At 65.7% G+C, this 15,243-nt stretch carries 10 protein-coding genes; 7 read left to right on the top strand and 3 right to left on the bottom strand.

Features of this window, described 5'->3' with window-relative positions:
• From VGH68_RS05895 to treY, 5 genes are all read left to right on the top strand, one after another.
• On the top strand, positions 1–514 hold a 514-nt coding region (locus VGH68_RS05895), incomplete at its 5' end, for an alpha amylase C-terminal domain-containing protein (RefSeq protein WP_331602596.1).
• A 99-nt stretch (positions 515–613) separates the two neighbouring features.
• Positions 614–2,827, top strand: a complete 2,214-nt coding sequence (glgX, locus tag VGH68_RS05890) for a glycogen debranching protein GlgX (protein ID WP_331602595.1) — start codon at positions 614–616, stop codon at positions 2,825–2,827.
• Between the two features lie 147 nt (positions 2,828–2,974).
• Positions 2,975–4,879 carry a malto-oligosyltrehalose trehalohydrolase gene (gene treZ / locus VGH68_RS05885; RefSeq protein ID WP_331602594.1) on the top strand — a complete coding sequence of 635 codons (1,905 nt, stop codon included), beginning with the start codon at positions 2,975–2,977 and terminating at the stop codon, positions 4,877–4,879.
• Positions 4,876–7,092, top strand: a complete 2,217-nt coding sequence (gene malQ, locus VGH68_RS05880) for a 4-alpha-glucanotransferase (protein WP_331602593.1) — start codon at positions 4,876–4,878, stop codon at positions 7,090–7,092. The genes treZ and malQ overlap by 4 nt, the downstream gene beginning before the upstream one ends.
• Positions 7,089–9,995 (top strand): malto-oligosyltrehalose synthase, encoded by a 2,907-nt coding sequence (treY, locus tag VGH68_RS05875; protein WP_331602592.1) that lies wholly within the window; start codon positions 7,089–7,091, stop codon positions 9,993–9,995. Before malQ ends, treY begins: the two co-directional genes overlap by 4 nt.
• A gap of 103 nt (positions 9,996–10,098) precedes the next feature.
• Here treY and VGH68_RS05870 read toward each other — a convergent pair whose 3' ends face one another.
• Together VGH68_RS05870 and VGH68_RS05865 are read right to left on the bottom strand one after the other, a co-directional pair.
• The gene (locus VGH68_RS05870; RefSeq protein ID WP_331602590.1) at positions 10,099–11,442 is read right to left on the bottom strand and encodes a hemolysin family protein; all 1,344 of its coding nucleotides are present in this window, start codon (positions 11,440–11,442) and stop codon (positions 10,099–10,101) included.
• A gap of 94 nt (positions 11,443–11,536) precedes the next feature.
• Entirely contained in the window at positions 11,537–12,373 is an 837-nt protein-coding gene (locus VGH68_RS05865; protein ID WP_331602589.1) for a HAMP domain-containing sensor histidine kinase, read from the bottom strand.
• A 236-nt stretch (positions 12,374–12,609) separates the two neighbouring features.
• Between VGH68_RS05865 and VGH68_RS05860 the strand changes: the two genes are divergently transcribed.
• On the top strand, positions 12,610–12,951 hold the full coding sequence (locus VGH68_RS05860; protein ID WP_331602587.1) for an FKBP-type peptidyl-prolyl cis-trans isomerase: 342 nt from the start codon (positions 12,610–12,612) through the stop codon (positions 12,949–12,951).
• Positions 12,952–12,984: 33 nt separating this feature from the next.
• Complete coding sequence (locus VGH68_RS05855; RefSeq protein ID WP_331602585.1) at positions 12,985–13,764, top strand: AraC family transcriptional regulator; 780 nt, start codon at positions 12,985–12,987, stop codon at positions 13,762–13,764.
• Between the two features lie 114 nt (positions 13,765–13,878).
• Here VGH68_RS05855 and VGH68_RS05850 read toward each other — a convergent pair whose 3' ends face one another.
• A complete protein-coding gene (locus tag VGH68_RS05850) occupies positions 13,879–15,075 on the bottom strand; it encodes an O-succinylhomoserine sulfhydrylase (RefSeq protein ID WP_331602583.1) in 1,197 nt (398 codons plus the stop codon).
• Positions 15,076–15,243: the final 168 nt, after the last annotated feature.

Raw genomic sequence — 15,243 nt, 5'->3', positions numbered from 1 at the left:
CGGTTTCATGTGGACCCATCCGGGCAAGAAGCTGCTGTTCATGGGCGGCGAGTTCGGTCAGATGGCCGAATTCGATCATGACGGATCACCGCACTGGCATCTGCTCGACGATGCGCATCATCACGGCGTGCAATTGCTGGTGCGCGATCTGAACCGTCTGTATCGCGACGAGCCCGCGCTTCATCTGCTCGACAGCGAACCGGGCGGCTTCGACTGGCTGGTCGGCGACGACAGCGGGAACAGCGTATTCGCGTACCGCCGTACCGATGGCGCCGGCCGCGAACTCGTCGTGGTCTGCAACATGACCCCGGTGCCGCGCCATGGTTACCGGCTCGGCATGCCACGCGCGGGGCGCTGGTCGGAAGTGCTCAATACCGATGCAAGCGTGTACGGCGGCTCGAACATCGGCAATGGCGGCGTGATTCACGCCGACCCTATCTCGAGCCACGGCCATCCGTATTCGGCCGCGCTGATTTTGCCCCCCCTCGCGACGATCGTATTGCGCGCGGATTGATGAACGTGCGGTAAGCGGGCGCGCGGCTCGTGTGGACACACGCCGCGCGCCCGTTGAATGCGAGCAGGCTGTGCGCTCAACAATCAGAAGAGGGGAATCATGTCGCATGCCATGCCCGACCGGCTGCTGCCCGGCTCGCCGTACCCGCTCGGCGCGAGTTGGGACGGCCTTGGCGTCAACTTCGCGGTGTTTTCGGCGAACGCGCAGAAAATCGAACTGTGCCTGTTCGATCCCACCGGCCGCAAGGAAATCCGCCGCTTCGCGCTGCCCGAATGCACCGACGAAATCTGGCACGGCTATCTGCCGAACGCACATCCCGGCACCGCATACGGCTTTCGTGCGCACGGGCCGTATCAGCCGCATCTCGGCCATCGCTTCAATCCGCACAAGCTGCTGCTCGATCCGTATGCACGCAAGCTGGTCGGGCAGTTTCGCTGGTCGGATGCGCTGTTCGGCTATCGCGTGCACTCGAATCGCGCGGACCTGTCGATCGACCGGCGCGATTCCGCGCCCGCGATGCCGAAGTGCGTCGTGATCGATGAGGCATTCGACTGGTCGCACGATAAGCGGCCCAACGTGCCGTGGGGTGAAACCGTCATCTACGAAACGCATGTGCGCGGCGCGTCGATGCTGCGCCCCGACATGCGCGCGCACGAACGCGGCACGTTCGCCGCGCTCGCGTCGCCGGATTTCATCGAGCATCTGCTGAAGCTCGGCGTGACCGCGGTCGAACTGCTGCCGGTGCACGCGTTCCTGAACGACCGTTTCCTGGTGGAGCGCGGGCTGCGCAACTACTGGGGCTACAACACCGCCGCGTTTTTCGCGCCGGAGCCGTCGTATCTGAGCACGCACCGGCTCGACGAAATGCGCATCGCGGTGCGGCAACTGCACGCGGCCGGCATCGAGGTGATTCTCGACGTGGTCTACAACCACACCTGCGAAAGCAACGAGATGGGTCCGACGATCTCGTGGCGCGGTCTCGACAACGCGAGCTACTACCGGCTGATTCCGGGCGACGAGCGTCACCACATCAACGACACCGGCTGCGGCAATACGGTGAATCTGACGCACCCGCGGGTGATGCAGATGGTGATGGATTCGCTGCGCTACTGGTCGACCGCATTCAATATGGACGGCTTCCGCTTCGATCTCGGCGTCACGCTCGGGCGCGAAAACCATGGCTTCGACCCGGGCGCCGGCCTGTTCGACGCACTGCGCCAGGACCCGATCCTGTCGCAGCGCAAGCTGATTTCCGAGCCTTGGGACATCGGCCCCGGCGGTTATCAGCTCGGCAATCATCCGCCGGGGTTCAGCGAATGGAACGACCGCTTCCGTGACACCGTGCGACGTTTCTGGCGCGGCGATGCGGGGCTGCGGCCGGATCTCGCCGCGCGTCTCACCGGCTCGGCCGATCTGTTCAACCGGCGTCATCGCAAGCCGTGGGCGTCGATCAACTTCGTCACGTCACACGACGGCTTCACGTTGGCCGACGTGACCGCTTACGAGCACAAGCACAACGAAGCGAATCAGGAAGACAACAACGACGGCCACAACGAGAATTGCAGCCGCAACTGGGGCATCGAAGGTCCCACCGACGACCCCGCGATTCTCGCGACGCGCCGCCGTGTCGCACGCTCGCTGATCGCGACGCAACTGATCGCGCTCGGCACGCCGATGCTGCTCGCCGGCGACGAAGCGCTGCGCACGCAGCGCGGCAACAACAACGCGTATTGTCAGGATAACGACCTCTCATGGCTCGACTGGGAGCTTGCGAAGTCGCCGGAAGGCGTGCGCATGACGGAGTTCGTCGCGCGCATGGTTGCGTTGCGCAAGCGCCATCCACTGCTTCGCGAAACGCGTTTTCTGTTCGGCGACCGCGAAGTGCTGCCAGGCTTGTTCGACGTCGGCTGGTTCGACGAACGCGGCGATCCGCTGACGATCGAGGCGTGGGAGGATCCGGAAGGCCGCGCGTTGACATTGCGTCGCGCCGGTCCCGGTCTGAACGGCGAGACGGAGGTTCTGGTAATGATGCTCAACGCGCATGAGCAACCGTTGCAATTCGTTCCTCCCGCGCCGCATCTGGAATGGCATGTGCTGTTAGACACGGCCGAGCCGGACCGCGCGCCGCGAGCGCTCGCGGCAAGCGCGCTCGAGGTCGCCGCGCACGCTCTCGTGATACTCGCCGCGCAGCCGACCGGCGAGGCGGACTGGCAGGCCGGCTGGAAGGCCGGCGCGCGGCACGGGCCGCGGCTGCTGAGCGCGTTGCCGCCCGATCCTGGCGGGCAGAGTGCAGACAGCGGTGAATCGCATTAGCTCGCGTGAGCGACGTGGCACCGCATGATTCGGCGCCGGCGAGCGCAGAGAATGCCGCAGCGCCGCCGACGTGGCAAGGATGTTGCGACGCAACGTCCATGACGCCGCAATCCGCGGCTCGATAGCAGATTCGAATGGTGAAGAATCATGTCCGAAAGTCCGATTGATCCTCATACGCATCACCACGCCCATTGCCTGCCGTTCAGCGCGCAACTGTTTGGCGCAAGCAGCACCAAACCGCGTACCCGTTTCCGTTTCTGGGCACCGTCTTGCAAAAGCGTGCGGGTCGTCATCGAAAATGGCCCCGCTCAAGGCGTGCACGACATGACGCCGGCCGCCAACGGCTGGTTCGAGGCGACCGTGGACACGGGCGCCGGCACGCTGTATCGCTATCAGCTCGATGACGGACAGACGGTGCCCGATCCGGCGTCGCGGTTCCAGCCGCAGGACGTGCACGGGCCGAGCGAAGTGATCGACCCGCGCGCGTACCGGTGGGAGCACACCGACTGGCACGGGCGGCCGTGGGAGGAAACGGTGCTGTACGAGTTGCACGTCGGCGCGATGGGCGGCTACGCCGGTGTGCAACAGCGTTTGCCGGCGCTCGTCGAGCTCGGCGTCACCGCGATCGAGCTAATGCCGGTAAACGACTTCCCCGGCCGTCATAACTGGGGCTACGACGGCGTACTGCCCTATGCGCCCGACTCCGCGTACGGCCGTCCCGAAGACCTGAAGGCACTGATCGACGCCGCGCACGGTCTCGGCCTGATGGTGTTTCTCGATGTGGTCTACAACCACTTCGGCCCGGACGGCAACTACCTGCATAGCTACGCGCAGTCGTTTTTCCAAGAAGGCACGCACACGCCGTGGGGCCCCGCGATCGACTTCGAGCGCAGTGAAGTGAGCGAGTTCTTCACCGACAACGCGGTGTACTGGATCAACGAATACCGGATCGATGGCCTGCGTTTCGATGCGGTGCATGCGATCAACAATCCCGACTGGCTGCGCGAATTGTCCGACCATATCCGCGCGCACGTGCAGCATGGCCGCCACGTGCATCTGGTGCTCGAAAACGAACGCAACAGCGCGAGCCTGCTCGACACGCACTTCAACGCGCAATGGAACGACGACGCGCACAACACGCTGCACGTATTGCTGACCGGCGAAACGGAAGGGTATTACCACGCGTATGCGGAGCGGCCAATCCGCCGCCTCGCGCGGGTGCTGGCCGAGGGCTTCGCGTATCAGGGCGAGCCGTCGCCGATTCACGACGATGAGCCGCGTGGCGAAGCGAGCGGGCATCTGCCGCCGACCTCGTTCGTGATGTTCCTGCAAAACCACGATCAGATCGGCAATCGCGCGTTCGGCGAACGGCTGCGCTCGCTGACTTCGGACGACGCATTGCGCGCCGCGACCGCGTTGCTGCTGCTATCGCCGCAAATTCCGCTGCTGTTCATGGACGAGGAATACGGCTCGACGCAGCCGTTCCTGTTCTTCACCGACTACACCGGCGAGCTCGCCGACGCGGTGCGCGAGGGACGGCGCCGCGAGTTCGCGCGCTTCGCCGCATTCAACGATGAAAAACGGCGCGCGCAGATACCCGATCCGAACGACGAGCAGACCTTCGCGGCATCATCGCCGCCCGCGCCCGACGCGGCAGCCACACCCGATCGTCTCGACTGGATGCATTTCTACAAGTCGGCACTAACGGTGCGCGCGAAGCTGATCGCGCCACGCCTGAAACATGGCCGCGCGCTCGGCGCGACCGTGCTGAGCGGCACCGACGGCGGCGATGCGAACGCGCTGATCGCGCGCTGGAAACTGGGCGACGGCGAGTCGCTATCGATCGCGCTGAACCTGTCGCAGCAGAGCGTCGCATTCGAGCACGTGCCCGACGGCAAAGTCATTTTCGAAACGCCACCGCGCGTGCGCGAGCAGATCGACGCGCAGGTGCTGCCCGCGAACGCATTCGTCGCGTGGCTGACCGGCGACATCAACGAATACGCGAGCCGCCACGATGCGCGGCTCGTGGGCCACCAGGAGCATCACGCGTGACGACCCGACGCCCCAACGACAAGATCGTCGCACTCGCCACCCGCGCCGGCTTCGAAGTCGAGTGGCAGGATGCGCACCATAACCCGCAACACGTGCCGGAGAACACGCTCGCGACGCTGCTCGACCGCATGGGCCTGCCGTGCGGCAACGCTACACAGATCCGCCAAAGCACCAGCGTTCTGGAAGCCGAACTATCGGGCCGCAAGATGCCGCCGCTGATGACCGCGACGCTCGGACGCGGCATCGCGTTGCCGGCGGCCGCGGTGAAAGCGGGCAGCCATTACCGGATCGAGCTCGAAAGCGGCGCGATCATCGACGGCCGCTTTACCGCGCCAAAGGGCGAGCAAGCGCTGCTCGCGCCGATCGACGAAGCCGGCTATCACACGCTCGTCATCAACGATCTGCGCATCACGCTCGCGGTCGCGCCGCCGCGCTGCTATACGGTCGCCGATGCGTGGCGCACGCTGCACGACGGCAGCGCCGATGCGTCACGCTCCGCGCCGCCGGTGTGGGGCGTCGCCGCGCAACTGTACGGTCTGCGCCGCGTTGGCGACGGCGGCATCGGCGATTACACCGCCCTCGCGCAGCTCGCGCAGCACAGCGCGCGGCGCGGCGCGCACGCGCTCGCGGTCAGTCCGACGCACGCGATGTTCAGCGCGCAGCCGCAAAGCTTCAGCCCTTATGCGCCGTCGTCGCGACTGTGGCTCAACGTCACTCATATCGACGCCGCCGCCGTGTTCGGCGCCGAGGCGGCGCGCGCCGCGCTTGCGGCCGTGCAGGGCGGCGACGCATGGGCGAAATACGAGGACGAGCCGTTGATCGACTGGCAGAACGCGACGCCATTGAAGCTCGCGGTATTGCGCAAGCTCTACGAGCAGTTCAACGCCAACGAACGCCCGCAACAGTCGCCGCGCGCGCTCGAATTCCAGGGTTTCTGCGAACGCGCGGGCCGCGCGCTCGAAGACCATGCGCGCTTCGAAGCGTTGCAGGCCGCGCAGCTCGCGCAAGGAGGCGACCGCCATTGGCGCAATTGGCCCGACGCGCTGCGCGATCCGCGCAGTCCCGAAGTGGAGGCGTTCGCCGAAGCGCATCGCGATGAAGTCGACTTCCATCTGTTCATGCAGTGGCTCGCCGCGCGCGGCCTGTCGCACGCGCAGCACGTGGCGCGCGAAGCCGGCATGGCCGTCGGCCTGATCGCCGATCTCGCGGTCGGCTGCGACAGCGCCGGCAGTCACGCGTGGTCCTATCGCGACGACATGCTGCAACGCGTGTCGGTCGGCGCGCCGCCTGACCTGTTCAACCAGGCCGGCCAGTCATGGGGACTCACCACCTTCTCGCCGCGCGCGATGCGCACCCAGGGCTTCGCCGCGTTCATCGACATGCTGCGCGCCGCGTTCGCGCATGCGGGCGGGATCCGCATCGATCACATTCTCGGCTTGCGACGGCTGTGGCTCGTGCCCGAAGGCGAAAGCGCGCGCAACGGCGCGTATTTGCGCTATCCACTGGAAGACCTGCTGCGGCTGATCGCGCTCGAATCGTGGCGGCATCGCGCGATCGTGATCGGCGAGGATCTCGGCACCGTGCCGCCCGGCTTTCGCGAACGGCTCGACGAACACGGCATCGACGGGATTCGCGTGCTGTGGTTCGAGCGTGCGACATCTGGCAACGGCTTCAAGGCGCCGGGCGAATGGGATCGTTTCGCGGCCGGCACGACCACCACGCACGATCTGCCGACGGTGGCCGGCTGGTGGCGCGGCAGCGACATCACGTGGCGCAACCGGATCGGCCAGACGATGGCCCGGGCGGACGGCCGGGATCCCGAGCAGGCCGCGCAGGAAGAACGCGCAGAGGACCACGCCGCATTGTGGCGCGCGTTCCAGCAGGCCGGCGTCGCCGCGCCGGGGGTCGCGCCGCCGGCCGCCGACAACCCGCCGGTCGACGAAGCACTCGCGTTCGTCGCCGCGACGCCGTGTCCGCTCGTCACCTATCCGCTCGAAGACCTGCTCGCGCTCGCCGAGCAGCCGAACCTGCCGGGCTCAGTCGACGAGCATCCGAACTGGCGCCGCCGCGTGCTGCTGCCGGTCGATGCGATGTTCGACGACGCGACGTTCAACGACCGCCTGATGGCCGTCGACCGTGCGCGCCGGGCGGCCTCATCCGCCGCCGCGCTCCCTCCTTCACCGAACGGTTCTTCGGAGCCCGACACGCCATGACCGTCCCACGCTCCACGCTGCGCCTCCAGTTCCATCGAGGCTTCACGTTCGACGACGCCGCGCGGCGCGTCGAGTACTTCGCCGCGCTCGGCATCAGCCATGTGTATGCATCGCCGATCACGACGGCCGAGCCGGGTTCGATGCACGGCTACGACACCGTCGACTACACCCGCGTCAGAGCCGAATGCGGCGGTGAGGAGGGGCTCAAGCGCCTCGTCGACAAGCTGCGCGCGCACGACATGGGGCTGATCGTCGATATCGTGCCGAACCATATGGGCGTCGGCGGTTCGAGCAACGCGTGGTGGCTCGACATCCTCGAATGGGGGCGCCATAGCGCTTATGCGCGCCATTTCGACGTCGATTGGCACTCGCCCGATCCGGCCTTGCGCGGCAAGGTGCTGCTGCCGACGCTCGGCGGGTCGTACGGCGACGAACTCGCCGCAGGCCGCATCGCGCTGAAGTTCGCGGCGGACAGCGGACGCTTTTATATCGGCTACGGACCGCACGTGTTTCCGGTGTGCCCGATCGACTACGCGTCGATCCTGCAAAGTGCCGACCGCGCCGATCTTTCCGCGCTGGCCGCACGCTTTAACGGGGTCACCACGCAACCCGCCGACCAGCCACGCGCCGCCGAGGGACGCGACGCGTTGCGCGAGTTCGTCGCGCGCGAAGGGGAGTCGGCGATCGAGTCCGTGTTGCAAGCGTATGCGCCCGAGGACCCGGTCACGCGCGACCGGCTGCATCGGCTGCTCGAGCGGCAGCATTTCCGGCTCGCGTGGTGGCGCACCGCGTCCGACGAAGTAAACTGGCGGCGCTTCTTCGATATCTCGACACTCGCCGCCGTGCGTGTCGAACGGCCCGAGGTGTTCGACGCGGTGCATGCGCTGATCTTTCGTCTCTATCGCGAAGGGCTGATCGACGGCTTGCGGATCGATCACATCGACGGACTCGCCGAGCCGCGCGAATATTGCCAGCGGCTGCGGCAGCGGCTCACCGAGTTGCGCGATACCGCGCCGTATGTGGTGGTCGAAAAGATTCTCGGCCGCGACGAGCCGTTGCGCGACGACTGGCCCGTCGACGGCACGACCGGCTACGACTTCATGAACGACGTCGGCGCTCTGCTGCACGATCCGGCCGGCGCCGAGCCGCTTGCGCGGACATGGGCCGAGCTGACCGGCCGCAGCCCGCATTTCGCCGACGAGGCGCTCGCCGCGCGGCGCAAGATTCTCGCGGAGAACCTGTCGGCAGAACTGGATCGCGCGGCGCGCTCCCTGCATCGCATCGCGCGCGATTCGCTGTCGACGCGCGACTTCACGTTCACGACGCTGCGCCGCGTGCTGACCGAGCTGGCCGTGCATTTCCCGGTGTACCGGATGTATCCGCAAAACGGCCTGCGCAGCGCCGCCGACAACGTCTACTTCGACGCCGCGCTGGCCGGCGCGCGTGCGGCGCTGCCGCGCTCGGACCATGCGGCGCTGGAACGTGTCAGCGCGTGGCTGGGCGGTAGCGCCGAAGAAGCGCCGGCCGCGCGGACCGGCGCGCAGGCTGCACAGCAGACGCAAAGCGGCGGGCAGCCCATGCACACGGGCTCGTCGCGGCGCAACGCGCAAACACTGTTTTCGCAGTTGACAGCGCCGCTCGCCGCGAAGGCGATCGAAGACACCGCGTTTTATCGCTATGGCCGTCTGCTGTCGCGCAATGAAGTCGGGGCGGACCCGGGCGAATTCGCGCTGTCGGTCGAGCAGTTTCATGCGGGCAACCTGGCGCGCGCGCAGCGCTTTCCGCACGCGTTGCTCGCGACGGCCACGCACGATCACAAGCGCGGCGAAGACGTGCGCGCGCGCATCGCGGTGCTGAGCGAGATCGCCGAAGAGTGGGGCGCGACGTTGCGCGCGTGGTCGACGTTGAACGCGCCGCAGCGGCGCGCGCCGGACGGCCAGCCTATCAGCAGTGTGAGCCAGGACAAGAGCGACGCATGGGCACCCGGCCCCGCCGCCGAGGCGATGCTGTATCAGACGCTGGTGGGTTGCTGGCCGCCGGACTTGCGCGCGGATGATGAAGCCGGCGTGAAGGCGCTGGCCGAGCGCGTCGCGCAATGGCAATTGAAGGCGCTGCGGGAGGCGAAGCTGCAAACCAGTTGGCTCGCACCGGACGAAGCGTATGAAGCCGGCTGCCGCGAATTTCTGTTCGACATCCTCGCGCCGCAGCGGCGCAACGGCTTCCTGCAGGAACTGTCGGCATTCGTCGCGCGCCTCGTTCGCGCCGGCGTGCTCAACAGCTTGCAGCAGACGGTGTTGCGGCTCGCGTCGCCAGGGATCCCGGATCTTTATCAGGGCACCGAGTTGTGGGACTTCAGCCTCGTCGATCCGGACAACCGGCGGCCTGTCGATTTTGCGAAACGCGAGGGATGGCTGGCGCAGACGCCACCCTCGGAGTTCTTAGCCGAGTGGCGCGATGGACGGGTGAAACTCGCGGTGATTCAGCGCGTACTCGCGCTGCGCGCGCATCTGCCGGAATTGCTGAGTCAAGGTACGTATCTGCCGCTTGCGGTGCGCGGAGCACATGCGTCGAATGTGATTGCGTTTGCGCGCCGACATGGCAATGCATGGGCCGTGGTGATCGCGAGCCGGCTCGCGGCGGGGTTGCTCGGCACCGATCGTGGCGATGTCGAAGGCGGCGATGGCAACGGCGGCAGCGCTCGTCACGATTTGCCGCTCGTCGAACCAGCGCAATGGGCGGATACGGCGGTCGAGATGCCGGCCGACCTGTCGGCGCGCGCGTTGTTCGACTGGTTGAGTCCGGCCGCGCCGAAAGTCGATGACAACGGGCTGCTGTATCTGCGCGATGCGCTCGCCGCCATGCCGGTTGCCGTACTGGTGGAGGACGGGGTGCCGCGGAGTTGAGGTGGCTAGAAGAGGCGGGGTTTGGCTTCGGGGTTTGGCTTCGCCGTTTCGTTGCGGGGCTTGGTTTCGAACCCCGCTTCAAACGTTATTAAGGCTTTAGGCTTTAACCGCCCTCGTCATCGAATATCTTCGGATAAACGCGCACCAGCACGATGCGTGGCCCCTTCATCTTCTTGACCACCACGTCGAAGTGCTCGAATTCGACACGCTGCCCTTCGGCCGGCAGATCGTTGAGCGCCTGGATCACGAGACCACCGACGGATTCGGCCTTGCCCTCGTCGATGTCGATGCCGAGTACGCGCTCGAGCGACACCACCGGCAAACTGCCCTTGCCCATCAGCGTGCCGTCGTCCATGCGCGTCCAGTCGGCGTCGCCCTGACGAAACTCGTCGTGAATCTGGCCGACCAGCGCGCCGAGCAGATTGTCGAGCGTCAGAAAGCCAATCGGCTTCGCGTTCTTGCGACCGACCAATGCGAAATGCGGGGCGCCCTTGCGAAAGCGGCGAAACAGTTCGAGCGCCGGCATCTCCGGCTTCACGTACTGCACCGGGCGCACATAGTGCGAAAGATCATCGAGCGTGCTGCCTGCCTGGCGTGCAAGCAACAAGTCCTTCAAATGGATCATGCCAGCCACGCGCTCGCCCGATGCATCCTCGAACAATGGATAACGGCTGAAGCGATGCCGCGCGACGACTTGCATGTTGTCGCGCAACGGCAGGTCGCGCCGCAGGTACACCATTTCATACGACGGCCGCATCAGGTCCGACACGGTCATGCGCGAGAAGTCCAGCGAGTGGGCAATCGTGTTCCATTCGTCCTGACTGTACGCGCCATCGGACGAACCCAGTTCGCTTGCGACCCGTGAGCGGCGGCCGCGCAGGATCAGCTTCAATTCCTGGGTCGAGTAACGTGAATCGTGACCTTGGTCGGTATTGAGCCCGGCGGCCTTCAGCACCCCGTTCGCGCTCGTGTTGAGCAGCCAGATCGCCGGGTACATCGCCCAATAAAAACCGTAGAGCGGCATCGCGGTCCATAGCGAAATCTTCTCGGCCTCGCGGATTGCCAGCGACTTCGGCGCGAGTTCGCCGACCACGATATGCAGGAATGAAATGCAGGAAAACGCGAAGAACAGCGAGATACCGTGAATCAGGTTGTCCGATTCGACGCCGATGACCCGAAACAGCGGTATCAGCAGTTGCGCGAACGCGGGTTCGCCGACCCAGCCCAGCCCGAGCGACGCGAGCGTAATGCCAAGCTGACACGCGGACAGGTACGCGTCGAGTTGTCGATGGACCTTCGCGAGCAAACGTCCGCGCACGCCGTGCTCGATAGCCAGGCTTTGCACGCGGGTTTGCCGCAGCTTCACCAGGCCGAATTCGGCGGCGACGAAAAAGCCGTTGAGGGCAACCAGAAACAATGCACCGAGAAGAGCGACAACCTGCATCAAAGCGACTGGCTCCGAAAACAAAAGTTGTCAGTATAGAGGGTGAAAGCTGGTTGAAAAGTCACCGACGCGCGACGACAACGCACGCACACGGCGCTCATTTCGGCGTGGACGCAGTCAGCGGTATGCGGAGTTCGAGCGTGGCGGTCCTCGAGCGGTCAGTGTGCGCGCCCGCGTCGTCCGTTGGTGCCGCGTCACATTGCTCGAAGCTGCCGCCGTGCGCTTCGGCGACGCGCTTGCACAGCGCGAACAGCCATGCGATCCGCTTGGCCTCGCGCGGCTCGACGGCCTGCCTGCGCGCAAACGCTTCCAGCATGTGCGGCAACGCGGCATCGTTCAGCACGGCATGGTTCGGCTCGTACCCGACGCTGGCATGCCATGCGCCCGTGTCCGCGCGTGTCGTGAGCGCGACTTCGGCGCCCCGCGCGCTCGCTTCGACCGCGAACGTGAGCATCAGCCACAACGCGGCGCCAAGCCGTCCGCGGTCGCCATTGAGCTGCTCGGTGGCAAGCTGCGACACGAGTCGGAGTTCGACGCCGCGCAAGCGGGCGAAACCGCTGCGAACTTCTTCGATGGTTTCATCGAGCAGCGGATGCAGCGGGAACGGGTCGTACGCGAGCGCTAGCGCTTTCGTCTCGGCGCGCGTCGTGTCGACGATCGTCTCGAGCAGCTTCACCTGTTGATCGATGCCGCTGCGAATGCCGGCGATTGCGCGCTGCGAGTTGGGGTCGTTCGCATCGAGCTTGCGTTCAAGCACGTACGCCCAGCTGTGGATCGCATTCAACGGACCGCGCAGATCATGCGACACCAGCGACAGCACATGATCTCGCATGAACAATGCAGTTTCGGCGCGCAGGTGCGCGCTGCGTTCTGAGATGGCGAAGCCGGCGGGTGCCAGCTGAGCGCCAGCGGTCCCAGTTGAAGACGTTGTCACGGTCGAGCCTCTCAGGCAATGCTGGATGATGGAAGGAAGCCTCATTATAGGCATCCCGTCCTGGCTGGCCAGTCTGGCCGAACTCGCGAACGGCGCCGCAATCCACATGCCACGGATGCGATCCGGGAAGACCGGGCAATCGTCGGCAGTCGTCGGCGATAAGCGGCAATAGTCGGGCGATGCGAGATCAACCCGCCTACAATGTCGGTTTTACGTTTTGATCAAAGGAGCGACGCATGTCGACTGTGACGACCGAATCCGGCCTCAAATACGAAGACCTCGTCGAAGGCACCGGCGCCGAGGCAGTAGCCGGCAAGACCGTGACCGTGCACTACACGGGCTGGCTCACCGACGGCCAGAAGTTCGACTCGAGTAAGGACCGCAACGACCCGTTCGCGTTCGCGCTCGGCGGCGGCATGGTCATCAAGGGCTGGGACGAAGGCGTGCAAGGGATGAAGGTCGGCGGCACGCGCAAGCTGACCATTCCGCCGCAACTCGGCTATGGCGTGCGCGGCGCGGGCGGCGTGATTCCGCCGAACGCGACGCTCGTGTTCGAAGTCGAACTGCTCGCAGTCTGAGCGCGGCGTTTTAGCTGGACCTAAGCTGTTTTGATGAGCCACGCCGCCGTCACCGCCCCTAACGTTTCGGTGCGCTGCTATGGCGCGGTCGAGGCGTCGGACGTGCATGACTTTCATCAGGTCGTGCTGGGGCTCGACGGCGCGATGGTGATGGCGGTGGACGGCGTCGCGCAGCAAATCGACGCCGGCTCCGCATGGCTGATCCCGGCCGGCGCGCGGCACGATTACGCGGGCGTGGGCTCTAATCGGCAACTGGTGCTCGATTTGCCGGCCACGTCGCTGGCGGTGCCCGAGCGGCTCTTCGAGCGCGCGCGGGCCGTGAGCGTCGATGCATCGGTCGCGCAGCTCGTGCATCGAATCGCCGCGCATGCGGCGGGCGGCGCCGAAGGCGATGCCGTCGACAACCGTCGCTTTCACTGGGATGCCGCGGCGCGTCTTGGCGCCGCGCTGGTCGCCGATACCGGTGCGCACGCCGGCACGCAGGCGCAGGGCGCCGGTCTCGATTTCGCGCGCATCGACCGCTGGCTGCGCGCGCATTTGTCGGAACCGCTCGCTATCGCCGACCTGGCCGCGCACTGCGGCTTCGGCATGCGGCGCTTTCATCAGCTTTTTATCGACGCGTTCGGCGAAACGCCGCATCGCTACCTGCAGCGGCTGCGCCTCGACACGTCGATCATGCTGCTGGCGGACCCCCGTCTGTCGTTGACCGATATCGCGCTCGAGGTCGGCTTTGGCGATCAGAGCGCTTATACGCACGCGTTCACGAGGCGCTTCGGGCTGGCGCCCGGGCAGTGGCGCGCGCTAAGGCATTGAGCGGCCGCAGCCCGACTGAGACGGTTCAGTTCCATCGCGCGAGCCGCCCGAAACAGGCGACTCGCATTCTCTGCTACCAGCCTGCCAACGTTCGCGCAGCACACCGGTAAGCGTTCAGCCTTCGAGACCGCGCTGCAGATCCGCGCGGATATCCCCCGCGTTTTCCAGACCCACCGCGAGACGGATCAGCCCTTCGCTGATGCCCGCCGCTGCGCGCGCCTCCGGCGTGATACGGCCGTGCGTGGTCGTCGCTGGATGCGTGATGGTCGTGCGCGTGTCGCCGAGGTTACCGGTGATCGAGCAGATCTTCGTGCTGTCGATCACACGCCATGCGTTCGCGCGCATCTGCTCGGGGGTGTCGCCCTTCAGCTCGAATGACACGATCGCGCCACCGGCCTTCTGCTGGCGCATCGCGAGCGCATGCTGCGGATGCGATTCGAGCCCCGGATAGAACACGCGATTGACACCTGGACGCGCTTCGAGCCAGCGGGCAATTTCGAGTGCGTTCGCCGACTGCTTTTCGACGCGCAGCGACAATGTTTCCATGCCCTTCAACAGCACCCATGCGTTGAACGCGGACAACGTCGGTCCTGCGCTGCGCACGAACGGAAAGACCTTCTCCATGATGAATTTCTTCGAGCCGACCAGCGCGCCGCCGAGCACGCGGCCCTGACCGTCGAGGAACTTGGTCGCCGAATGCATGACGACGTCCGCGCCGAGCTTCAGCGGCTGCTGCAGCGCTGGGCTGCAGAAACAGTTATCGACGACAAACAGCGCATTCGCCGCCTTCGCGATCTTGCCGATCGCTTCGATATCGGCGACTTCGGTCAGCGGATTCGACGGCGTTTCGAGGAAGAACATCTTCGTTTCGGGACGCACCGCGTTCTTCCACGCGTCGAGATCGCTCGGATCGACGAACGTGGTGGTGATGCCGAACTTGCTGAAGATCTGCGAGAACATCCCGAGCGTCGAACCGAACAACGCCTGTGAGCTCACCAGATGATCGCCGGCCTGCAACGCCGACATCACGACCGACATGATCGCGGCCATCCCCGACGCGGTCGCGATGCAAGCCTCCCCGCCTTCGAGGGCGGCCAGGCGGTCCTGGAACATCGACACAGTCGGATTCGTGAAACGCGAGTAGGTGAAATAGTCTTCGGAGTTCTTGAAGCGCTCGGCGGCATCCGCGGCGCTCGCGAACACGAAGCTGGAGGTTAGGAAAATCGCTTCCGAGTGCTCGTTGAAGTCGCTGCGCGCGGTGCCCGCGCGGACGGCGAGCGTATCGAAGTCGAAGTTCAGGGAGTCGTCCATGGTGGTTCTGGTTTCCAATGTTCCGTGGCTGGGTACGGCGCGGCGCCGGACGGCAGCAACAAAAAAGCCCGCTTTGCGTCGGCATAAGCGGGCTTCATGTGCGGGGAAGCTGGAGCGGAGGCGGAGGACTGCGGCGTTCCGCCCTTCGCTTTAGCTGTTTCGGGTTGC

Source organism: Paraburkholderia sp., from assembly GCF_036488505.1.
Lineage (GTDB): Bacteria > Pseudomonadota > Gammaproteobacteria > Burkholderiales > Burkholderiaceae > Paraburkholderia.
The sequence above is the reverse complement of the archived record's forward strand: the minus strand, read 5'-3'. Positions and strand labels throughout refer to the sequence as shown.